At 32.9% G+C, this 22,765-nt stretch carries 22 protein-coding genes and 1 pseudogene; 19 read left to right on the plus strand and 4 right to left on the minus strand.

The window, feature by feature from the left end; translation table 11 throughout:
- Positions 1 to 76 precede the first annotated feature (76 nt).
- The 5 genes and pseudogenes from LJY09_RS08725 to LJY09_RS08745 form a co-directional block, all read left to right on the plus strand.
- Positions 77 to 487 (plus strand): thiol-disulfide oxidoreductase DCC family protein, encoded by a 411-nt coding sequence (locus LJY09_RS08725; RefSeq protein WP_228307774.1) that lies wholly within the window; start codon positions 77 to 79, stop codon positions 485 to 487.
- Positions 480 to 968: a hypothetical protein gene (locus tag LJY09_RS08730; RefSeq protein ID WP_228307668.1), complete on the plus strand. Its 489-nt coding sequence runs from the start codon at positions 480 to 482 to the stop codon at positions 966 to 968. The genes LJY09_RS08725 and LJY09_RS08730 overlap by 8 nt, the downstream gene beginning before the upstream one ends.
- 575 nt (positions 969 to 1,543) lie before the next feature.
- Positions 1,544 to 1,975 carry a hypothetical protein gene (locus tag LJY09_RS08735; protein ID WP_099000562.1) on the plus strand — a complete coding sequence of 144 codons (432 nt, stop codon included), beginning with the start codon at positions 1,544 to 1,546 and terminating at the stop codon, positions 1,973 to 1,975.
- A gap of 34 nt (positions 1,976 to 2,009) precedes the next feature.
- On the plus strand, positions 2,010 to 2,573 hold the full coding sequence (locus tag LJY09_RS08740; RefSeq protein ID WP_099000563.1) for an SMI1/KNR4 family protein: 564 nt from the start codon (positions 2,010 to 2,012) through the stop codon (positions 2,571 to 2,573).
- Positions 2,574 to 2,850: 277 nt separating this feature from the next.
- Positions 2,851 to 3,273: pseudogene (locus LJY09_RS08745) on the plus strand (hypothetical protein); the annotation flags it as partial.
- 731 nt (positions 3,274 to 4,004) lie between these two features.
- On the opposite strand, the gene LJY09_RS08755 reads toward LJY09_RS08745, so the two are convergent.
- The gene (locus LJY09_RS08755) at positions 4,005 to 4,967 is read right to left on the minus strand and encodes a TIGR03943 family putative permease subunit (protein WP_108674594.1); all 963 of its coding nucleotides are present in this window, start codon (positions 4,965 to 4,967) and stop codon (positions 4,005 to 4,007) included.
- A gap of 10 nt (positions 4,968 to 4,977) precedes the next feature.
- The gene (locus LJY09_RS08760; protein WP_108674595.1) at positions 4,978 to 5,964 is read right to left on the minus strand and encodes a permease; all 987 of its coding nucleotides are present in this window, start codon (positions 5,962 to 5,964) and stop codon (positions 4,978 to 4,980) included.
- Between the two features lie 398 nt (positions 5,965 to 6,362).
- Here LJY09_RS08760 and LJY09_RS08765 point away from each other — a divergent pair, with 398 nt between their 5' ends.
- The 6 genes from LJY09_RS08765 (at position 6,363) to LJY09_RS08790 (ending at position 12,459) form a co-directional block, all read left to right on the plus strand.
- The gene (locus LJY09_RS08765) at positions 6,363 to 6,647 is read left to right on the plus strand and encodes an HMA2 domain-containing protein (RefSeq protein WP_228307669.1); all 285 of its coding nucleotides are present in this window, start codon (positions 6,363 to 6,365) and stop codon (positions 6,645 to 6,647) included.
- Positions 6,648 to 6,659: 12 nt separating this feature from the next.
- The gene (locus LJY09_RS08770; RefSeq protein WP_223546509.1) at positions 6,660 to 7,199 is read left to right on the plus strand and encodes an HMA2 domain-containing protein; all 540 of its coding nucleotides are present in this window, start codon (positions 6,660 to 6,662) and stop codon (positions 7,197 to 7,199) included.
- A complete protein-coding gene (locus LJY09_RS08775; protein ID WP_228307775.1) occupies positions 7,199 to 9,313 on the plus strand; it encodes a heavy metal translocating P-type ATPase in 2,115 nt (704 codons plus the stop codon). The genes LJY09_RS08770 and LJY09_RS08775 overlap by 1 nt, the downstream gene beginning before the upstream one ends.
- Positions 9,285 to 9,875, plus strand: coding sequence for an HMA2 domain-containing protein (locus LJY09_RS08780; RefSeq protein WP_048021443.1), 591 nt, complete (start codon positions 9,285 to 9,287; stop codon positions 9,873 to 9,875). The genes LJY09_RS08775 and LJY09_RS08780 overlap by 29 nt, the downstream gene beginning before the upstream one ends.
- A 65-nt stretch (positions 9,876 to 9,940) precedes the next feature.
- A complete protein-coding gene (locus LJY09_RS08785; RefSeq protein ID WP_011106165.1) occupies positions 9,941 to 10,165 on the plus strand; it encodes a hypothetical protein in 225 nt (74 codons plus the stop codon).
- A 1,067-nt stretch (positions 10,166 to 11,232) separates the two neighbouring features.
- Complete coding sequence (locus LJY09_RS08790) at positions 11,233 to 12,459, plus strand: hypothetical protein (RefSeq protein WP_228307670.1); 1,227 nt, start codon at positions 11,233 to 11,235, stop codon at positions 12,457 to 12,459.
- A 364-nt stretch (positions 12,460 to 12,823) separates the two neighbouring features.
- Here LJY09_RS08790 and LJY09_RS08795 read toward each other — a convergent pair whose 3' ends face one another.
- Positions 12,824 to 13,009, minus strand: a complete 186-nt coding sequence (locus LJY09_RS08795) for a hypothetical protein (protein WP_228307671.1) — start codon at positions 13,007 to 13,009, stop codon at positions 12,824 to 12,826.
- Positions 13,010 to 13,676: 667 nt separating this feature from the next.
- On the opposite strand from LJY09_RS08795, the gene LJY09_RS08800 reads away from it, so the two are divergent.
- The 8 genes from LJY09_RS08800 (at position 13,677) to LJY09_RS08835 (ending at position 20,592) form a co-directional block, all read left to right on the plus strand.
- Positions 13,677 to 13,907, plus strand: coding sequence for a DNA-binding protein (locus tag LJY09_RS08800; protein ID WP_228307672.1), 231 nt, complete (start codon positions 13,677 to 13,679; stop codon positions 13,905 to 13,907).
- A 175-nt stretch (positions 13,908 to 14,082) separates the two neighbouring features.
- A complete protein-coding gene (locus LJY09_RS08805; protein WP_228307673.1) occupies positions 14,083 to 15,135 on the plus strand; it encodes a DNA cytosine methyltransferase in 1,053 nt (350 codons plus the stop codon).
- A gap of 133 nt (positions 15,136 to 15,268) precedes the next feature.
- Positions 15,269 to 16,306 (plus strand): DUF262 domain-containing protein, encoded by a 1,038-nt coding sequence (locus tag LJY09_RS08810; RefSeq protein ID WP_228307674.1) that lies wholly within the window; start codon positions 15,269 to 15,271, stop codon positions 16,304 to 16,306.
- 4 nt (positions 16,307 to 16,310) lie between these two features.
- Positions 16,311 to 17,033 carry an MAE_28990/MAE_18760 family HEPN-like nuclease gene (locus LJY09_RS08815; protein ID WP_228307675.1) on the plus strand — a complete coding sequence of 241 codons (723 nt, stop codon included), beginning with the start codon at positions 16,311 to 16,313 and terminating at the stop codon, positions 17,031 to 17,033.
- Between the two features lie 919 nt (positions 17,034 to 17,952).
- On the plus strand, positions 17,953 to 19,218 hold the full coding sequence (locus LJY09_RS08820) for a Y-family DNA polymerase (RefSeq protein WP_228307676.1): 1,266 nt from the start codon (positions 17,953 to 17,955) through the stop codon (positions 19,216 to 19,218).
- Positions 19,219 to 19,232: 14 nt separating this feature from the next.
- On the plus strand, positions 19,233 to 19,565 hold the full coding sequence (locus LJY09_RS08825) for a YolD-like family protein (RefSeq protein ID WP_098999826.1): 333 nt from the start codon (positions 19,233 to 19,235) through the stop codon (positions 19,563 to 19,565).
- Positions 19,566 to 19,685: 120 nt separating this feature from the next.
- A complete protein-coding gene (locus LJY09_RS08830; protein WP_034264737.1) occupies positions 19,686 to 20,201 on the plus strand; it encodes an SMI1/KNR4 family protein in 516 nt (171 codons plus the stop codon).
- Between the two features lie 13 nt (positions 20,202 to 20,214).
- Positions 20,215 to 20,592 (plus strand): SMI1/KNR4 family protein, encoded by a 378-nt coding sequence (locus LJY09_RS08835; RefSeq protein WP_098999827.1) that lies wholly within the window; start codon positions 20,215 to 20,217, stop codon positions 20,590 to 20,592.
- Positions 20,593 to 20,626: 34 nt separating this feature from the next.
- Here LJY09_RS08835 and LJY09_RS08840 read toward each other — a convergent pair whose 3' ends face one another.
- Positions 20,627 to 22,738 (minus strand): sigma-54 interaction domain-containing protein, encoded by a 2,112-nt coding sequence (locus LJY09_RS08840; protein ID WP_155010221.1) that lies wholly within the window; start codon positions 22,736 to 22,738, stop codon positions 20,627 to 20,629.
- Between the last annotated feature and the right edge of the window lie 27 nt (positions 22,739 to 22,765).

The raw sequence follows: 22,765 nt of genomic DNA on the forward strand, positions 1-22,765 counted from the left end.
ATTTATAGAAATTATTTACAATTAACTAAAGGGATGAAATATATTGAAGCTGAAAAAAGACAATCAACCTATTATTATGTTTGATGGTATATGTAACGTATGTAATCATTGGGTCCAATTTGTGATAAAAAGAGATCCTAAAGGCATATTTAAATTTTTGTCTCTTCAATCGGTTTTAGCACGTTCATTGATAATAAAGCACAATCCGAATAATACGCAATTGGATTCCATTATCTTAATTGACAAAGGTCAAATATATACGGAATCTACAGCAATCTTACATATCATAAATAAGCTTACTGGACCTATAAGGTTTTTCATTCTCTTTTGGATAATACCTAAAAAAATCCGAGATAGAGTGTACCGTTTTATTGCAAAGAATCGATATCGATTCTTTGGAAAAAAAGAAAGTTGTCTCGTCCCTAGCAAAGAAATACAAAATAGGTTTATTAAAACGGAAATAGAAAGTGGGAAAATCAATGAATAGAAGTACATTTCTAAAAAAACTTAGAATGACAATTATCACTACATTTAGATGGTCTTTAGCATTAACTTTCTTGGTTTACGGCATTGCCAAAATCTATCCAGGCCAATTTTCTACTGGCGACTTTATATATGACTCGACAAAGGACTCAGCAATGCAGTTAGCTTGGCATTTTTTTGGATATTCAAATACATATAATCTTTTTATCGCTTTTGGAGAAATAACAGCTGCTTTATTATTATTGATTCCAAGGACAGCAACTTTAGGAAACATTATTTACTTACCTATCACAGTAAATATTACTATTCTTGACTTTTGTTTTGAGATACCAGCTCGTTCTGTTACCATCTTGTTATCCTGTATGAGTATAGCTTTACTTTTCTTCGAATATAAAAAATTAAAAAGAGTATTTTTTGACTCTCCAGTAACAGCTGAAACGTCTACCCCAACAGGTTTTATGAAAAAGAAGGTGAACATACAATGATTGTTCTACCTATTATATTTGTCAGTTTAGGAATTTCTTCTTTTTACTATTTTATTCTTAAAAAAGAAGCTTGAGATGAATACAATATACAATCTTAGTTAACATAATGTCTCTTTCCGGAACACATCACAAAAAAGAACCCTTGGGAGGCAAAGGTTCTCAAAAGGGTCCTCTTTATCGATTATGCATCTTTTTATACATCCTTGACGCGTAAGGGTTTCATACTAGGGCATAACCCAAACGAATGAATAAAAAGCGCACCTTTTATTCATATGCTCGTACAGAAAAATATAGTCTATAAGGTAAAAAATGTGTTATTATATGTCTGCACATGCATTTTATAGTAAAAAGCCACCTGTCCTGCAAATACTGGGTGGCTTTTTATTTTGCTTTTTAGATAGAAGTTAAGTTACCTATAGAGTATAATTATGTAATATTTTTTATATTGGTATTCGACACTTTGTTTGTTAAGTGGGCCAAAGCAAGTTGTAGTCAGTTTGTTATTTTAGGAGATCAGAGCTGATAGTGAAGTAATAAGTTAAATGAAAAATAGTTAAAAATAAAGGAGATACTTAATGTCTGAGTATAGAGTTAAATTAAAGAAAGTTTGGGAAGATGAAAACTTTCTTGAATTAAATATGGTTGTCACTTCTCCCTATTGTAAAGTAAATACTCATTTTTACACCACTATTGAAGATCTCAAAGAGTTGAAAGATAATCTAATTTTATTTTCAAACTTAAAACGAAAAGAGTATCAATGGATTCAAGGGGAAGATAATGAAAGTGCTGCTCAATATGTACAAGTTAGATTCTTTCATTTTAACAATCAAGGACATATCGGAGTCGAGTTTGTACTTGATAATAAGCTAGATATTCCAGATAAAACACGCGTGAATTTTTATCTTATTACTGAATTAAACCAAATTGATGATTTTGTATATAAACTAGAAGGATTAATTAAGGGGATTACAGATAGTCTTGAAAGTTTATCAGAAGTAAAAGTATGAAGTTTATAGACATTAGATTGAAGAAGGTGAAGTTTTGAAAAAAGAATTTTATCAGGGAGATAGTTTTTGGAGCGATGATAGTGAATATAAGCGTATAGATTATCCGATAAATGATGAAATCATAAAGCAAGCTGAAGTTATTTTAGGTGTTAAGTTACCTAGTTCATTATTGGATTTACTGAAAATAAGAAATGGTGGGGGATTAAACTACCCATACTTTATGTTACCTGATGGAGATACAGAAAGTATTCCTTACGGGCAAAGAGCAAGGATTAGCGATATTGATCCTATACACTTTGAAAAGGAAGATATAAGCATCTTATCTTCCAAAGAACTATTAGAAGAAGTCAAACTCACCGGTGAATTTGTGGTTTTGTGGACGGATTTTCACTATTGGGTCGTGTTGGATTATCGTAATAGATCACAAGACCCTACTGTTATGTATATCGCAGAAAACTTCTCAGCTTCAACACACGATACTACAGAATGGGAGTATATCAAAATAGCAGATACTTTCGATGATTTTCTAAAGCAATTATTTCGTGTACCCGCCCTAGATCCAAAACAATTAAAAAGTAGTTATAGCCGCAAAGAATGATTAAGCTAAACAAGCTTTTTAGAAACTACATTTTTTACTATAATCCTATTTTCATTGGTTAAATATATATTGTTTAACCTTTACAGTATATAATGTGGTATATCATTTACTTTTAATGTAATTCATGGAGGGAATTTTGTATAAATTAAAGTGCATTCCATTTTTTGTGTTTATTATTTTGTTCCTGCAAGGCTGCGAAGACTCATTAAATAAAAAAAGTAGTCGTGAACAAGAAGAAACTACCTTAATAGAAGATATAGAGAAAGAGGAAGAGGCCATGACAACCGTCTATGATAAAGCTAAATGGCATTATGAAGGAGATTTCCCGAGTAACTTGAGTGAAAAGCAGGCATTCGTTCATACTGGAATGTATCTCGGTTGGATTATTGAAGAAAACTTATATAGCAAAGAATTTGAAGAAGAGGCTGCGCAAGAAATTATAGAGTTTAAACAAAAGAACATGACCGGAACTGAAATATATATGGAATGGGATGGCGTCTTTGCCAGTGATATGCTGAATGCGGAAGGAAAGGCCTTTACAACAGATTACTTTGATTTCGATAAAGGTACTTATTTAGATGATTATGAAGCTATATTTCCTCATATAAAATCCCTTTATGAGGTAGAAGATACGTGGAATAATTATGAGGCGATTAATACAAAGATTAATGAGCGTTTTGATACTTGGAAGCATACAAAGGAAGAAAATAAAGGTGATAAGTTATTTACGGTTGATTCATATATTGGTTCATTAAAGAAAACACTTGAACAAAATGAAGATAAGTTAATTAACAATATCGAAAAAATACATACTTTTCATTATTATAAGGACATTGACTTACTGAACTTTGAAATCTTCATTCAGCCATTTGATTTGTCTATTAGGATGTTTTCTATGGACAATGAAGCGAATGAAGTTTTCTATGAAGGAAACAATCGTGCCATTTTTTCAGGTAGTTATGAGCTACTTGAAGAGTTTGAATACTATGAGCTAGCCGACGAGCATTCAGATGAGTTTTGGGATTTTTATGAACAAAATGAAGAAGAAATATCTGCTGCTGAGAAAGAACTGATTTCAAAATGGTTTATCACTTGTTGGAATAAAGCTGGCGATAATGGAATAAATCTGCCTGTTTATCTAGATTTTCATGATGATATAGAATCTTTTGATTTAAAGAAGAACGAATGGATCGATAGCGAAGACAAATGGTCTGACGAAAATAGCAACTAAATTCATTGTACACGTAAAAAGAAGCCAAACAATCGTAGTGGCTTCTTTTTAATATCAATACTCACATTCTAAAAAACAAAAAATTATATGTTCGCAAAAGTATAGCTTTTTAGACAACATTGTACTTCCCAAGCATCTAACGTAACGAATAAATTACGTGTAGTTGGCCCTTGGTAGCATACACGTGCCTTATAGTCTTTTTATTCTCCAGGTCCTATCAGTTGTTCACCTTGATAAAGTTCATATACGTACGGGTTATCAGGCTTGTGAATGGACTCAATCCGTTGAACCTGAATATAGGGGACATTTTCTCCGTTGTACGTAGTTTTTTGTATGATTCCTTTTATATGAACCCAAGTATCTTTTTTCAATGCTGAGGCATTTTCTAGGGTAGATAATAAGCCATATACAGATGCATCTGCTGCACAACAAGATATTCCAAAACGAGCAACAACAAATTGATTATCTTTAAATCCTTTTTCATGGTATACAAAGCCACTGACTTCGATTTTTTTTCCAACAAACTGATCTGTATTGTTTTCAATAATATTCATGACTGGAATATAATCCGTATCATTTATAGAAATTTTCGGTTTTTTGAGTAGCTTCTTTTCAAGTAATTCATGAAAACCTTTAGGTGCTACTTTAGCAGCAATACTATTTTGGTGTCTTGTTGGAACATTCTTTGGTGTTTCCTCTGAATTTCCAAACAGGAAATCATTCGTATCCTTTTCCAATTCTGAATTAGTGGTGTCAATTTTTTCATCATTTCCGGCTTGTTGTGGAGTATCAGGCGTATTAACTGAAAAGCTTAACCCTCTTCTTACTGCAACCGAACTATCAAGTGTGTGATTTGAAAATAAAAAGCCCGTCATAATAGGTAATAGAAATAAAGAGTAAAAAAACGTTGTTCGAATTTTTCCTTTTTCCGTATGATCATGACCACATTCACAAGATAAATCCTTATTGATACTACTTCGCCAAATTTGTATAATTCCCAACAAAAAAAAGGTACCAGAAGAAAACAATATAAAAGGCATCATTTTAGGCGCAATAAATTGAATGATTTTACCTGTTAATATGAGTTTAAACATAAGGAGGGAAAAACCAATTAGCAATATCCCCCTTATATAGATGACAAATTGCTGGTCAATTTTTTTCATACCACTTCTCCTATCTACTAACTATCCCATAAGTCATGACAATAACGTATACAACCACAGTAATGATAAGAATCAGACTAAATGCAAAACGTTTTTTAAAAAAAGACAATAGCATAATGGTGTTTTTAAAATCCATCATAGGACCATATAGTAGAAAGGCAAGAAGAGCTGTAGGTGAAAATGTATGAGAAAAAGATGAAGCAACAAAAGCATCTGCTTCTGAACAAAGTGACAGTACATAAGCAAATCCCATCATAACGGCAGAAGACATAAATTCATTACTTGCAAGGTTTGTTAATAATTGTCTATCTAAAAAGGTTTGAAACAGACTTGCCACAAGCGCCCCGAATAATAAATATTTACCCATATCGAAAAATTCATCACTAGCATGATACAACGTTTGCTTTAACTTATTACCTACTTTTGCGTCCTCATGTTCATGAACGTGTACATGTCGTAGCTGATTCGAATTTTTAAAAAAGAAATAAACGGATAGACCAATTAATAGACAAGCAACAACAGCTAGTCCCATACGGCTGTAGACGATGGATGTATTTGATTGAAAGGCATAAAAAGTAGCAGCAAAGACAACGGGATTTAAAATGGGGGCCCCCACTAGAATGACAACCCCGATATGAAGAGGCATTCCTTTTTTTAATAACCGCCTTATAACTGGAATAATGGCACATTCACAAACAGGTAAAAGAACACTTACTAGAACAGCTGGTAAAAGAGCTATATACGGATTTTTTGGAATTAGACGTTGAATGAATTCTTCTGAGACAAATACTTGAATCAGGGCAGATGCAAATACTCCGATTAAAATGAAGGGTATAGCCTCAAGTACAATGCTTAAAAAAATGGAGTTTACATTTAATAGAGATGCTGGGATAGCTAAATCGTGCGTATTTATATCGACAAAGAAAAAACAATAACCAAAAAGCACTAGTAACAGCACACCTATTAGGTCTTTACTTAACTGTGATAGAGTTGTCACAATCTATCATTTCACCTCCAATTACTAAAACTATATGATAGAGTTTAAACACATTATGCAGCTAATAAGAAAGAGTTAATATAAAAAATATTTAAAAGATAAAAACCTCAAAAATAATAATTATCCCTCCACCAAAACGTAACGCTTACGATTTAATGTATATTATGTAAAAAGCATAAGGTATAGAACTGAGAAATACAGATACGTTTAGTTTTGCAATTTCTTATCTTATTGTTGAAAATCAGTACTAGAATACTGTAAATTTTAGTACTTACTTGTACGTAATAAAATTTACAGTATTTTAATAATCATATTGTTATAAAATATATAAGTTGGTAAAATAAAGAAAAATGATTGGTGGTATTTGGATATTAATGAGTGTCAAAGAGAAAGTATTAATGAAATTTGCAGAGAAGAAATTGAATAAGTTACAGATTAATCTTGTACATTTCATTCCAGGAAGAATTAGACTTCGTTCAACTGTTTGGAAAGATAATAGTAAGCTAGTTGAATTAATTATTTTAAATTTGAAATCTCAACCCCTTGTCTATGACGCAGTATTTACACCAGATACCGGGAGTTTACTTATTACATATAAAGCTTCCCACATGACAAATAACAAAGAAATTGAAGAGTGGTTTCACCTTATTGAACAAATATATCAAAAAGAATATAAATCTTAAGGAAAGGAAGGAATGAGCATGCTTCCCACTGTAATAGGTTTAGGTGCTTCCTTTATTGCCCCGAAAATTATGTCTCAATTCCGTGATCAAAAAATAAAAGTAATACATGCCATGCCAGGGCGCCTGCGCATACAATGCGACAGTTGGAAGCATCGTATTATTGCAAAGACTTTAACGGAAGAGGTAAAGAAACACCCTCTTATTCTAACATCGAAGGCTTCAGAACTAACCGGAAGTTTAGTGCTTCAATTTGTTGTCCCGCATATTAACCAAGAAGAGCTAGACGAACTCATGAGCTATATTGTACAAATCGCATCTAATGCCATCTTAAACAAAGATGCGACATTAATGAATGGTATGACTAACACACTTAGATTTGTAGATAAAGGAATTAAAAAGCAAACCAACGGTTTTGCTGACTTTGATAGTTTATTTGTTCTCTTTTTATTAGGGAAAGGTATTCAGACATTTGGAAGTGCGCCTGCTTTTTCTGCAAGTTTACTTTATTGGTCATACAATATCATTAAGGAGAAGGGGGAAAAGAATAGGTGATGATGTTTGGGGTAAAGGTAGCTCATTCTCTTCCTGGTAGGACCCGATTTTATATACCTAAACAGTTAGAAATAAGCCGTATTGAAACTTGGCTACGCTCTTTTCCAGGAGTGTATTCTGCAAGCTATAAACAAGTAACCGGAAGCCTACTTGTTTACCATCACATTAACCTTTCTTTGAACAATCTAAAGTCTTTTATCTGGAAATATAGACATACAATCAGTCAAGTAACATCTTCGTGGAAGAAATTTGTCCCTGTTATAGCTTGTGGAACTACATTTTTAATTAACTGGTACTTACAACGTTCTTCATATTCTCCTATAGTAAAGGTAGTTTCTTATTGGATTAGCACCCTTACTGCTATTAGTACTTCCTATGAGGTCATTAAAGACGGTGTTGTTCATGTCCTAAAAGAGCGAAAAGGGAATGCTAATACATTAACAGCTGCCTCTATATTTGCTTCTTTATATATGAAGAATCCGGGATCGGCTTTAATTATTACTTTGATGTCTACTATTAGTGAGCTATTAACAGACTATACGTCTGAACAAACCAAGCATTATATTCACTCAGTTCTAAAATTAGATGTCTCATATGCCTGGAGAGTAAAAGAAAAGGGCCTTGAAGAAAAGGTTTTAGTCGAGGATATTCAAGTTGGTGATAAGGTTGTAGTTTTTACTGGAGAAAAGATCCCCGTGGATGGAATCATAATAGAGGGGAACGGTACAGCAGATGAGTCTTCAATTACTGGGGAGTATATGCCGCGAGAGGTAAGTGGTGGAGATAATGTGTACGCTGGAAGTGTTTTGCAAAGTGGACATGTTACTGTAACAGTTGAAAAAGTAGGAGAAGATACATCCCTCTCTAAAATTGTGAAACTGTTGGAGGAAGCACAAGATAAACGCGCTCCTATTCAAAATATAGCCGATACAGTAGCTGAAAAAATGGTTCCTGTTTCTTTTGGTTTGGCACTTCTTACATTTTTCTTCACTCGAAACCTTAACAGAACGATGAGTATGTTAGTTATTGATTTTATTTGTGGAATTAAATTATCAACGGCCACAGCTTTATACGCATCCATTGGACGTGCTGCAAAAGAAGGGGCTATTGTTAAAGGCAGTGATCATATTGAAAAGATGTCTAAACTAAATACAGTTATTCTTGATAAAACCGGAACTATTACAGAAGGAACGCCTGTGGTTCAGCAAGTAATTGCTGCTGAAGGCTTTAATCAAGAAGATGTCATTCGTTTAGCTGCGGCAGTTGAGAAAAATTCTACCCACCCTATTGCTGATGCAATTATGAAGCAAGCGAAAGATTGGAATATTTCAATTCCTAATAGAGACAATAATGCTCAGGTAGAAACAACGGTAGGAAAAGGAATTTCCACTTGGCTAAATGGTAAAAAAGTTGTTGTTGGAAGTTTACGTTTTATGAATGAATTAAAGATTAAAACAACTAACTTACTTCAACACATGCAAAACGACGAAAATGTAATTTATGTAGCCTATGATCAAACACTTGTAGGAGTAGTCAGCATTTTTGACAAAATACGTTCTGGTATGCATCGCGCAGTGAAAAATCTTCGACATCAAGGTATTAACGACATTATTATGCTCACAGGAGACAAGAGAACGGTTGCGAGAGAAATGGCGCGTCGCTTAAAACTGAACTGGTATCATGCAGAGGCTTTGCCAGAAGATAAAGCCTTTTATGTAAAAAGGTATGGGAGAACAGGGGCTGTCATGATGGTAGGTGATGGCATCAATGATGCTCCAGCTCTAGCTCATGCCCATGTAGGTGTAACGATGGGGGCTAAACGAACAGACATTGCTTCAGAAGCCAGTGACGTTATTATTACGTCTGATAACCCAGAAATGCTTTCTGAGTTAGTTGGACTATCTAAAAAGACCATGAACATTATTAAACAAAACTTTATTGCCACGTTTGCTATTAATGGTATTGCAATTTTATTTGGTGCTTTAGGTATCTTCTCTCCAATTGTGGGAGCAGCTATTCATAATGCGGCCACTATTGGTGTAGTAATAAATAGTGCAAGAATTTTATGGCTAGGGAGGGAAACCAATGAATCCCAAATTCTACGTTCTGCATGATATACCAGGTCGTATTCGATTTCATATCCCAGCATTGAGAGATAAGAAAAATCATGTGGAAATAGAGCATATGTTTTCTGCTTTAAAAGGTATAACGAGTGTGAGAATAGAACCCACTATTCAAACCATGCTTATATACTACGATGTTTCACAACTTTCTCGCAATACCATTTTTCGTTATGTATCTATCTTTTTTCAGCAAACGCGTTTAGATCCATTAGATGATATTATGATTCAAATGGATCCTGCCACACGAAATGATTGGCTACGTACATTGTTTTCTGGGGGATTACTTCTACTGGCAGGTATTCGAAAAGCATCTTTTTATAAACCAGATGCACTCGTATATGGAGCAGTAGTTGCGACAGGCTATACGGTCTTATCCCACGGTACGAGCAATAAAATGAGGCACCCAGATATTTTAACTGGAATTGTTACGATGTTATCTCTAGGGCCCTCAAATATGCTATATGTAGCAATGATTACATGGATTGTGAATGTATTGGAATTGTTACATGAAAAGCAGAAAGTGCAATCACAAAAGCTATCTACAATTACGTAAGATATTCATTCATACCTTTTGTATGAATTGATATAAAAAACTTAGGATTATGGGGGAGTTTTATAATGATTAATCGCGATTTTCTAATGGGATTTGTATCAGGAACAGTGGTAGGCGCAGTAGGCTACCGTTTATATGAACAAAACGGTGGGCAATTACAACGTTTGGTTCAACCTAAACAGGCATATGGTGGACAACAAACTATATCATCTTATCAACCTTCTATGGAAGAGCTTCAAGCACAGAAAGAGCGTCTAGAAGATATGATTGCTGAGCTACAAGTAAAATAATGATAAAAAGAGTGAGAGATAGTTCCAGGCTACCTCTCACTCTTTTTATTCATGATGAGGGAATCATTTTAAATGATTAAAAGCTTATTTACCGTACGCTAAAAAGTTTCCTGTGGTAAACTCTTGTTATTATTATATTCTGCAATTTGAAAATTATCAATAATTGTAGAGGGAAATGTTCTAATTTTACAAATGAGCAGAAGGAGTAATTTACTTTTTATTTAAACAGCGTTAAAAAGTTACAAATAAAACTCTTGACTTTACCTCTATAATTTTTGAAGAAAATTGCACGTACCGACCGTAAAAGTATACCTTTACGAACCTTTTTATTATATAAGAAATCTATTATTTTTATCGTTCGTTTAAGTTTTAAAAAAAATTACGAACGTCTACCAAAATTTATGAACTTTTACGAACGTTTTAAATCGAATAATGGGATGAGAAAAACAAGAGGAGCATTCGTAAGAAAATCTTCAAAGATAAAATCTTTACATATCTTTTCATTTCTCAAAAAAATTTTTTTAATCGTTTTTATGTTTTTCTAAGGATTTTTGGTTTGGCACTTTATGAAGTTATAATGGTCATGCTAATTTTGGGTTCATTGAAATGTAACTCAAGAAATTATCATAACTGTTCCTATTTTTACCCAAGTGAGTATAATTTCTGTAGGTGAATTATTAAATACAGATGGAGTTACTGATATCCATATACATTGTTGCTTAGCAACATCTTTAGTAATAGTTATATGTTGGTTAATTACAACAAGAATTATCAAGTGGATCAAGTTTGAAAACAGTTCAAATATCTCACTAATTAATTATGTTCCCCCGTAAAAATAGTTTATATATTAAGTATCTATATAATAATAAATTATATTAAGCAAAAATAATTCTTTCAAATGGGGCATAATACTCTATTTTTGCTTGTTAATCCATGCTATCTCCCCTCACAATCACATAATAATAGACGGGAAATATTACTTATAACCTTCTTAATTTGTCTACCTTAACTTCTTAAGCTAAGATATAATTACTTTTGGCAAAATAAAAAGGCAGGGGGACTTTTGGATGGGTGGAGGAAATATAACTGCACGTGGAATTATGTTTCAAACATTAGTTAGCATTCTCGATTCTTTAGAAAATGAGGATTGGGATACAATTTGTGTAGAACCAAAAGATGAAGAAAAATCTGATATTACGCGAACTATGAAAGATGGATTAAAAATTAAGAGGCGTGTAACGCAGGTAAAATCAACTGAAAATTACTTTGATGTTAGTAAAATTGGTGATATACTTACAGATTTAGTTTCTGGATCAAAAGCTGACTATTATGAGTTAAGGCTAATAGGAAACTTAGATTCTAGTGCTCATAAATTTATTGATAAATTGTTGCACAAGAAAGATTTTACAACTAAAACTGAAAAAAAGTATGATGAATTACAAAAAAAACCAATAGAAATAGATATACGAATTGATCCATTAAACGATGAAATGTACGATATGGCAATTATAGGATATTTATTCAAGATAGCTAATTCTCAAAACATAAATTATAACTTCCATGTTTTTAATGTTTGTGCTGATTATTTGTTAGGGAATAAATTAAAGCTTTCGGTTGATGGTAAAACAGAGAGTAAACAAGAATACATAGAAAAAATTAAAAACTTTTTGTCGTTATGTAAACAGGAAACTAAAGGGATTAACCAAGTATATTTTAATCTAATTGAAAAGGCGAGAAAACTTTGTGAGTTAGATAATTGGAACAGCTGGACAAATAGTATGATTATTAATCCCCCGGAGATTCTCTATAAACTTTATTCTTCAACGTGTTACTTTGATTTAGAGGTAAGGCAAACTGTTTGGCCTCAAGAGTTAAGGGAACTTGAAATAGCAATAAAATTATTTTCAAATCGAGTCTGGCTTGCAATGGATATATTCGTATATATGAGTGAAAAAGATAACGATAAAATGATAGCTATTTACCCTCGTAAAAGATTTGGAAAAGAAGCCGATGAGTCATATTATAGAGAGAGAAGAGCTTATTTGGACAAACTCAAATTAATTCAAGATTATTTAGATGATGCAACTGCAGCACTAAATTGGATTGTTGAAGAGACTGTTAAGAATTTAGGTGATAAAATATTAGGATCTAAATATTTCCAGCTTGGCGCTTATCACGGTAAAAACCTCAAAGAAAAAGAAAAAGAAATATTAAAGGACTGGGAAATATCTTATGATAAAAACTCGCCCTTATTTGATGAAATTTTTGAAAGAGAGGAATTTACTTTTAAATAAAATCTCCAATTAAAATTGTAATCCTATTCCATACTGACAAATATAGATGTCTCAACTAGTTTTTATTTGTTTTATTGGTTTCTCTATATTAGGATATTAAATAACCAAAAAGAACCTCTATGTAAAAACAGGAGGTTCTTTTTGGTTAAATCGTTTCATTCAAAATAAGTATCCACTTGTGTTTAGTTGATTTGTCTCATTATTATCTAAATCATTTGAACTAGTTCACCAATTAGCAGTGACCACTGTTGTAATCTGTTTCCTCGGACTGAATTTATAATGGAGATTTGAATAGGTTTCAATCACAAGATTTTCACTGAAGTAAGAATTTACTAAAACAAGATAATATATATCTATATCTTTTTTAGCCTTTTTTTAAAGGATAATGGAAAGCCAGAAAATCAATCGTTGGTTGATGTCTTAATTTACATACTACGTTTGGATTTGCAAAGATTCCTGGTTTTGTCAATGCAAGCTCTCTATCTAATGCCTTTAACCATTTCACTCCTACTGCCCAATCACCCAGTTCAGGATTATTTTTATTTGCCATAATGTTTGGTTGCTTAAGAGAGTTATCAAATAGAAAAGTACTATTAGGCAGTTGAAAACCTTTTGCCATTACTGCAGGAGATGTAATATCTCCAAACCCTACATATCCTTTGCCTCTAAAGTAGGCAAGTATCTTGTCTCCAACCTTTAATTTTCTTATAGGCCTACTATATTTACTTCCCTGACCAGCACTTAAAAAACTATAATTTTTACAAACTTCCCAGCTTCTATGCTTGCCATCACCAATGTCTACAAAATATATCCCAGACCATGGTGTACTGTTTTTGTATTGTATTCTTTACGTATGAATATATAATATAAGACCACTATAATAGCAACAAGTCTATTGTTACGTTATTTAGCTGTAACTAAAAATTATTATACATAGAAAAGTCTTTAATTTCTATCTTCATTAAGTTGATTTATTTAAACTTAAATATTATAATAAAAAGATACATAGTAGGCTTTTCATTTTGGCTAAATAGTTTAATTTAAAAATATATTAGAATCCATCAAACAAAATAAGAAACGCCTCTTATAAGAAGTGGTGTAAATAAAAACATACATTAAAGTATGGACTTCATTGAATAAGGCATGCACGTTTTCTTGTCAATGAACAAGCTGAGATTATTAATGTAGATAATTACCATGTTAGTGGGGTTTTAGTAATGAAAGACTATAAACTAAAAATTAAAACAAAAGAAGAATTAATGGACTTTTTAGCTAATGAAATCGTAAATACAGCAGAAGCAGCAGAAATAATTGGTTGCTCTGTTCAAAACATTAATCAACGTGTAGAAAGAGGTTCGTTAATACCAATTAGAGGTGCAAAAAAAGATAAGCTTTTTTTAAAGACTGATATTGTTCAAGCGAGAAATAACAAACGTAGGAGAAGTTAGAAAGAAAAATATTAATAATATCCTTAAAAGTTTTGAGAGTGGTAAGATAAACAAAGAATTGTTAAAATGAGAGACGCTTTATTATCTAATGGATTATTTGTAATATAAAAATATTATATCGACTTACATATAGATAATAACTATAAAAATAAATTGTTAAATGGGGGAATATTTCTTGAAGGTTGCTGCTATAGATTTATTTTGTGGAGTAGGTGGCCTTACATATGGTGTGCAGCAAGCTGGTATTGATGTCATAGCAGGATATGATATTGAAGAATCTTGTAGTTTTGCTTACGAAACAAACAATAATGCTCAATTTATTAATAAAGATATCAAGGATGTTACAGGAGAAGAAATTTTATCTTTATATCCTGAAGACACTGATATTAAAGTATTAATAGGCTGTGCACCTTGTCAGCCTTTTTCTTCATATAGTCTTCGTTACAAGGAAAATGAAAACACAATAAATAAAATGGATTTGTTAAGTTATTTTGGGAAAATAATAGAGGATGTTCAACCTGATGTAGTGTCTATGGAAAACGTACCTCAATTATCGAAAGAAACCGTTTTTTTAGATTTTGTGAATTTATTGAAAAATAATAATTATTCAGTTGAATGGAAAGTTGTATTTGGTCCTGATTATGGAGTTCCTCAAAACAGAAAACGTCTTATCTTATTAGCTTCTAAGCTTGGAGAAATTAAACTCATTGATCCACTTTTTACGAAGGAGAATTATATTACTGTAAGAGATGTGATTGGTTCTTTACCCCCACTTGAAAGTGGTGAGGAATCTATAGATGATTCAATGCATAGGAGTGTAAAGCTAAATAGTATAAACATGGAGCGAATCAAACAATCGATTCCTGGAGGCACGTGGAGAGATTGGGACGAAAGTTTATTGTTGGCTTGTCATAAAAAGAAAACAGGGAAATCTTATCCTTCTGTATACGGAAGAATGGAGTGGGATAAACCTGCTCCAACCATTACTACAAAATTCTATGGTTATGGTAATGGGCGTTTTGGTCACCCTGAGCAAAACAGAGCTATTTCATATAGAGAAGGAGCATTATTACAGACATTTCCCATTAATTATAAGTTTATAAATCCTGAAGCACCATTCTCTTTACGAACATTAGGTATACAAATTGGAAATGCGGTTCCTGTAAAATTAGGCGAAGTAATAGGTGTTTCAATAAATAGACATTTAGTTTATTTAAATCGTAATTAAATATCTTCATCCAAAACAGTTAATTCTTTCAAATGAAAATTTTCATGTTAATATCAGATAAGATAAACGATAAATATTCTAATAGTTCACTTTGAACTATTGAGATTTTAGATGACTTAAAGGAGAAATAATTATGAGTGAAGATATTACAGCTCTGGAAATAAAAAAAGCTGAAAAGCAAATATTGGAGCAACAATCGAGAGTTGATTATGATATTAGAGATTTTCCAATAGCATTTATTGTTGAAAACTTTGATAAAGGAGAATACTTTGTTCCTGACTATCAAAGGGAATATGTTTGGGGAGAGGATTATAAAGTTCGGCTCATTGAATCGTTATTGCTTGGATTACCTATTCCCTTGATCTTCTTATCAGACACACCTACAGGAGAATTAGAAATCGTTGATGGGGTTCAAAGGATAAGTACTCTTTCAGCTTTTTTAAATAATAAACTAAAATTAACTGGTCTAAAGAAACTAGATGCTATTAACGGTTTTTATTTCAAGAATCTACCACCTTCTCAGCAAAGAAAGTTAAACTCAAAATCCTTAAGGGTAATAGTATTAAGGTCTAATACGAAAGAGGATATTAGAAAAGAACTTTTCAATAGATTAAATACTTCCTCTTTAAAGGCTAGTGATTCAGAGGTTAGAAAAGGTTCTTTCGGAGGAGAGTTTATGGATTTTATTATTAAGCTGGCGAATGATAAAATTTTATTGGATATAGCTCCTATTTCAGAGAAACTTTTACAAAGGCAAGAAAATATTGAATTAGTTTTAAGATTTTTCGCTTATTCTAATAATTACCTTAATTTTAAACATGGGGTTCAAAGTTTTATTGACGACTATATTGAGTCTCAACAGAATTCTTTCGATGCAAGCAAAATGGAGGATGAATTCAAAGGAATGCTGAAATTTGCTAAAAAATACTTTCCGAAAGGCTTTAGAAAAACAAAAAGCGCTAAGACTACTCCTAGGGTACGGTTTGAAGCTTTGGCTGTGGGAATTAATTTAGCATTAAGAGAAAATAAAGATTTAGTGCCAGAGAACGTTGATAGTTGGTTAGAAAGTGAGGAATTCAAGAAACTAACTACATCAGACGGAAGTAATTCAAAAACCAGAGTGAAAAATAGAATTGAGTTTGTTCGGGATAAGTTACTGGGTGAGGAATGAGAGTATGACAATAACTTACAGTACAGATTTAGAATTTAATAAACGATTAAATGAAGTTAATTATTTTTTTTCATGTTTAGAAACACTCTATAATTTTTTTGATCAGAAGCAATCAAAAATTTTGAAAGATAAATTAAATAGTCCAACTTTAAACTATTCTGATTTTATGGTTATTTTGAAATCCAATGCTTATCTGATGTTATATAATTTAATTGAGTCAACGGTTCGTACATTTATGCAGAAAATATATGACGAAATTACTATACAAAACCTTGGGTATTCAGATATTCGTCAAGAATTGCAAAAGATATGGGTTGACGTTTCTTATGACACATTGGGTCATACAACAACAAATTTTAATCAGCATAAAGATAAAGCTATAGAGATGATTAGTTTTGTTATAGGGGGAGAAAAAATTTCTCTTACAGAGAAAGATATTAACCTTAGTGGAAATGTAGATATTAGAGTAATTAAAGAACTTTTTAAAAATCATGGTTTAATGACACCAACAAACCATGGTTCAAATGTAGGAGCAGGTCTCAGAGAAATAAAGGTTAAAAGAAATACTATTGCTCATGGAAACGTTTCATTTATTGACAGTGCAAGGGATTCTGCCCTAGAGGATTTAGAAGTGTATAAAAACGAAATAATTGATTATCTAAAACTTTTAAATCAATCTGTAACAGACTATATTGATAATCAGCAGTATAGATTTGTTACAAGCTAAAACTTAAATTGTAACCGATATTAACAAAAAGGATAGCTTTTAATGCTATCCTTTTTGTTAATATCTAACTTTGTTAGTGAGCAATCCAGAAGTGAATTTGTATCATCAATTTCGCTTCTTTAGCTTCTCCATTATCATCTTCAAACAGTTCAAAATCCTGATCTTTTATTAGCTTTCTTTTTTTTAGCTATTCTTACAAATCACTTATCTTCAATTAATAACTTGATTTTTTATGTTGAGCAGGTGATTTACACCATTATTAAGTTTAATCTCCGGAGTAAACTTAATTGGATTGTGATTTTTAACTTATATATATCCTTTTTCGGGTTAACTCATTAATTCTATAATAATATTGAAGTTAACATCAAAGTTAAAATAAATAAAAGGCATTTCATGCAACTCAGTCATATCGCTGTTTGCTGTGAACACTTTAACCTCATATAATAATTCCCTTAATTCTGCATGGAATAATAAATTTATTAAAATTTTTCATATAATTCAAAAAATTAAAAACGACACCTATTTTCAACTGTTTTAGGCAAAGTTAGAGTTAGCAAATAATTTAACTTACAAAGGAATTCCTGTTGTTATTTAGTGGAGATTTATAAGTCCATCATTTATTTTATCAACTGCAGAAAGTTAGTTTTCTATATACCCAAGATGTTCTGACTATCAAGGTAAATAACACCAAAATTATATCACTATTCTTAAGATGAAGAGCTTTTTCTTCAATAAATCATTCTTATTATTCACTTCGCAAGTTTAAATAAACATTTAATAGTTTTCTATTAATTATTTTGCCTTATATTCTTTATGATGATTACAATAATCGGGAAAAATTTAGAGTTTTTGTTGAATAAAGAACGTTTGTTCGTATATAATATAGAGAACAAACGTTCTTTTTTAAAGAGTTCTTTCGATGGATTATGGGCAGCTACCAAACAGAGTGATTATATGTATCGACATGAAGGCGTTCTTTGCTTCCGTTTCTTCTGTCATACGGGGCTTAGATCCGTTGAAAACAAGGCTTGCGGTAGTAGGAGATATCAAAAGGTCAGGATCGGTTGTGTTAGCTGCCACACCCTTATTAAAGAAAGAAGGGATCAAAACAGGAAGTCGCCTTTTAGACATTCCTAAAAGGAAAGATATCCATGTGGTGAATCCATCCATGGAGAGATATATCAAGGCTTCGAACTATATTTCGAGTTTGGTGTTACAGTATGTGGCTCCTGAAGACTTTCATGCCTATAGCATTGATGAGTTGTTTATTGATGCGACAGCTTCTTTGCATTTATTCGCTAAAACACCAGAAGAATTAGCCCATAAAATCATCAACGAGATTTATCGCAAGACACGGCTGACAGCTACCGCAGGCATCGGTCCGAATCTCTTACTGGCGAAGGTGAGCTTAGATCATGAGGCTAAGAATAGCCCAACAGGAGTTGCGTATTGGCGATATGAGGATATTCCCTTTAAGTTGTGGTCCATTCATCCGATGAAGGATTTCTGGGGAATCTCGTCTGCTACAGAAAGACGCTTAAATCGTTTGGGCATTCACTCTATCAAAGAACTCGCTCTTTCTTCAAAAGAGATGTTACAAAAGGAATTTGGCATACTAGGCGAAGAGTTGCACCAACATGCGAATGGCATTGATTACAGTCGCATTTCTGATGTCTACATTCCTAGCTCTCGTTCCTTTGGAAAGAGTCAAATTCTATTCCGTGATTATACAAACCGAAAAGAAGTGGAGTTATTGCTGTTGGAGCTATTGGACGATGTCTGTTTTCGCTTACGCATGCATCAAGTGGTGGCTCAAACGATCCATTTATCCATTGGCTACAGCAAACAAACAGGTGGAGGCTTCTCCAGACAAAAGAAAATGGGGAGAGCTTCGAACTTAAGTCAAGATATCTTTCCGTACTGTTTAACCATTTTACATACGTTTGATAGTGGAATGCCGATTCGCTCCATTGGCATTTCCTTATCGAACACACGCATTCAAGAAGAGGAGCAAATGAGTTTATTTGAAGACATTGACCAGCGTGAAAGAGCCTATGCACTTGCAAAAACGATCGATGACATTCGTCTTCGTTATGGAAAGAATAGCGTTCTACGGGCCTCAAGCTATCTCGATCATTCAACGGCTCGTTATCGAAACGGCCTTCTAGGAGGTCATAAAGCATAAAGGAGGAAAATAATATGCAGAACAGAGGAATGAAAAAATGGCGACCGTTCGCCACTATGCCAGAGCAATACAAAGGATTACAGGAAATTATAAAAAAACAAGCAGAGATACCACAACCTTTTTTAACAGAAGATCAAATGGAACAGATTAATTTCACTTTGATCGAAGCGCTTCATACACATAAAAAAGTGTACCTGACGTATTACAAGCATGGGCAGTGTATAACGGAAACAGGAATTATTCAATTTGTTGATTCTCTAGGAGATGTCTTTGTTTTTATAGATGAAGGATGTAAGCAAACAAACAAAATGAGGCTAAGTGAACTAATTGATGTTCGTTTCATGTAGTAGAAAATAATAAAACAGTTTATTTACATAAGATTTCCATACATAATTAGTATAAGCTTAAAAAGTACAGGATCATTTTCATAGATTCATTTAGTAATGTTATATAAGGGGGCTTTTAAAATGAAGCAGGTTTGGCATGAATTTGAACAGTGGTTGAGAATAAATCGGCCAGAAGCAGTAGGAACACTTAACGAAGCAGCTGCTGAATCAGAAATTGCAGCGGTTGAACAAAAGATGGGACTAACCTTCCCCCAAAACCTTAAAGACTGGTTAATGATACATAATGGACAGAGCGATGAGTATATAGGAGTTATTGAAAATTATACTCTATTACCTCTAGAGGAGATTCTGTATACGTGGCAAACCTTAAAAGAGCTTTTAGATGGAGGAGAATTTGAAGATTTTCCAGAAGTAGAACCTGTTGGACCAGTGAAAAAAGAATTGTGGTGGAACCCGCGTTGGATTTCGATTGCCACGAATGGAGGAGGAGACGATATTTGTATAGACTTGGATCCTGATGAAGGAGGAAAAGTCGGCCAAATTATCACCTTTTGGCACGATTGGGAACAGCGTGAAGTAATAGCAGATAGCTTAGAAGAATGGGTGATGGCTACGATAAATCATACAGATCATTAAAGGGGAGAAGCAAATGATAAAGCCGGATATAGAGAGAATCTATAAAATTCTTAAAGCACTTCCAGGTACGTCAGTGAAAGTAGAATTTGAAGATGAAGTGGGAGAAATTCTTTCTACTCCTTATTATATCTATCTTAAAAGCGAGTTTTTAGATGGACAATTAGGCTATAGAGAAGGTCTAGAAGCAAATTCCCTTATAGGAAATCAAGAAGGAGATTGGCAAGAAAGCTGGTTTGTCATAGGGTATGATGAAGAAATCGGCGGTGACCCGCTTTTTATTGATATAGCGAATGAAGATTATCCAGTTTTTACAGCTGAACATGGTATGGGTGAATGGGACGCTTTAGAAATATATGATTCTCTAGAAGAGTTTGTAGAAGATGTTACTTAATTATGGGTTAATTAAATACTTACCGAAAAGGCCGTTACTCCAAAAGAGTAACAGCCTTTTTTTCATTAGCAGTCATCAAATTTTCAAATTGACTTAGTACTTCTATACCTAATTCTGTAATCTCTGTTCCTTGTTTTCTCTTTCCGACTTTAATACACTTAACCTTATTTAACGTAGCTAACCGACGTCTCAATTGTGAATCAGAAAGGAAATAAGGGAGCATTTCTTGCATAACTCCTCTTCCTATATTTAAGCCCTGTTTTTTAAAAACCTTTAGTATTTTTAGTATAGATTTATAATCTTCTGTGAACCTTCCATTTTTTAAAAAGAGAAGAGCTTCTTCAATCTCCGAAAATGAATCATTTGCTAAATTAGAAGGCCTTTGTGATGACAAAATTTGATCTGGCAGGTGATTTTTAGTTACTGTATTACCTTCGACGATAACTATTAAATAGCGAATGAAATTTTCGAGCTCACGTATATTGCCTGGCCAATTATAATTTATTAAAAAATCTTTAACAATTGAATCAAATGTTAACCTTTTTTTATTTAGCTTAAAGAAGAAATCTATTAATATAAATAAATCTTCTTTTCTTTCTCGAAGTGGCGGGATGTTTAGTGGTAAGACGTTGAACCGAAAATATAAATCTTCTCGAAACGTACCTTCCTTAATCATTTCCTGTAAGTTTTTATTGGTTGCAGCAATTACTCGTACATTAATTGGTATAACTTTATGACCGCCTACACGCATTACCTGTCGTTCCTGAAGGACTCGCAAAAGGGATGCTTGAATATTTAAAGAAGCGTCTCCAATTTCGTCCATAAAAATAGTTCCATTATGAGCTAATTCAAACAATCCCATTTTGCCTTCTTTTTTAGCGCCTGTAAATGCTCCACCCTCATAACCAAACAATTCACTTTCGATTAAAGTCTCGGTTAACCCTGCAAAATTTACTGCTACAAACGGTCCATCTTTCCTTTCAGAATCATTATGTATGGCTTGGGCAAAGACTTCTTTTCCTGTCCCATTCTCTCCAGTGATCAAAACTGTATAGTCACTTTGAGCTAAACGATTTGCTTTCTGTTTGGCGGATACAATTAAATGGCTGTTTCCAATAATATTATCAAATGAGTATTTAGTTGTTAGACCCAGTTCTGTACTTTTCCGTCTAATTTCTTGTTCCATTCTTTGAACTCTCGTAACATCTTGAAACGTAATGACCAGTCCTGTAAATTTTTGATTAAAGGTTAATGGGACTTTAGACACTAGCATCGATCGGTTATTTATTTGAAATATGCTATCTAGTTGTTCTTTCTGCTTATTTAAATTTTCACTAATCTGAAAATTAGGTATAACCTCATTGTAATGCTTTCCAATATAGTTTATAGAAGGGAGTTGTAGAATTCGATGAGCATCTTCATTAATTAATGTAATGAATCCTTTTTCATCTAGCCCTACAATTCCTTCGTGGACTGCATTTAAAACAGATTCTAATTTCTGAGTTAACTCTTTCTCATTCTGAATAGATAATGATAAATTCCTTCCCATTTTCACAAAATCCCTAAAGAATTCTGCTGTATAAAAATGAGCATTTTCTAAAGATAGATTTAAAAGACGAGCAATATCGAGCATAGTTGTTAGATCGATAGGTCGGTTCTCTAAATCAATAATTTTTTTTATATGACTAGGAACTAACTCAACTTGTCCAAGTGTAATTGCCAGCTCGATGTTGTGAGTCTCTTTGGCATTTGTAACTCCTGGCACATAAGGAATTAATGTTAAATGACCAAAACCAAACGCATGCAGAAGGTCAATAGAATCTCTAACATTCTGTATATAATTAGTAACCAATAAAATTTTTGTTTGAGGAGCCAAATCTAGAAGTTGCTCTAGCTTCGCAATTCGGATAGATCGTCTAGCAAGCATAACAGGAATGCTCGGTTTCAGGACTTTAATAGTATCTTCAAGCACTGGGCTTGATAATACAACCAAATCTGCTTTATTGATCATCTCCTTATTTAATTGTAGAGATTCATAACATGTCTCAATACGAATTTTCGATCCAAAAAACATCCTTAGATTTCCCTCAAATGTTTTGCATACTTTTTTACTGATAGTCACCAGAAGTATAGTAGGTTTTTTCATTATTTTCTCCTTACCCCACGGTTGCAT

It is taken from the genome of Priestia sp. J2 (assembly GCF_020790095.1).
GTDB classification, from domain to species: Bacteria; Bacillota; Bacilli; order Bacillales; family Bacillaceae_H; genus Priestia; species Priestia zanthoxyli.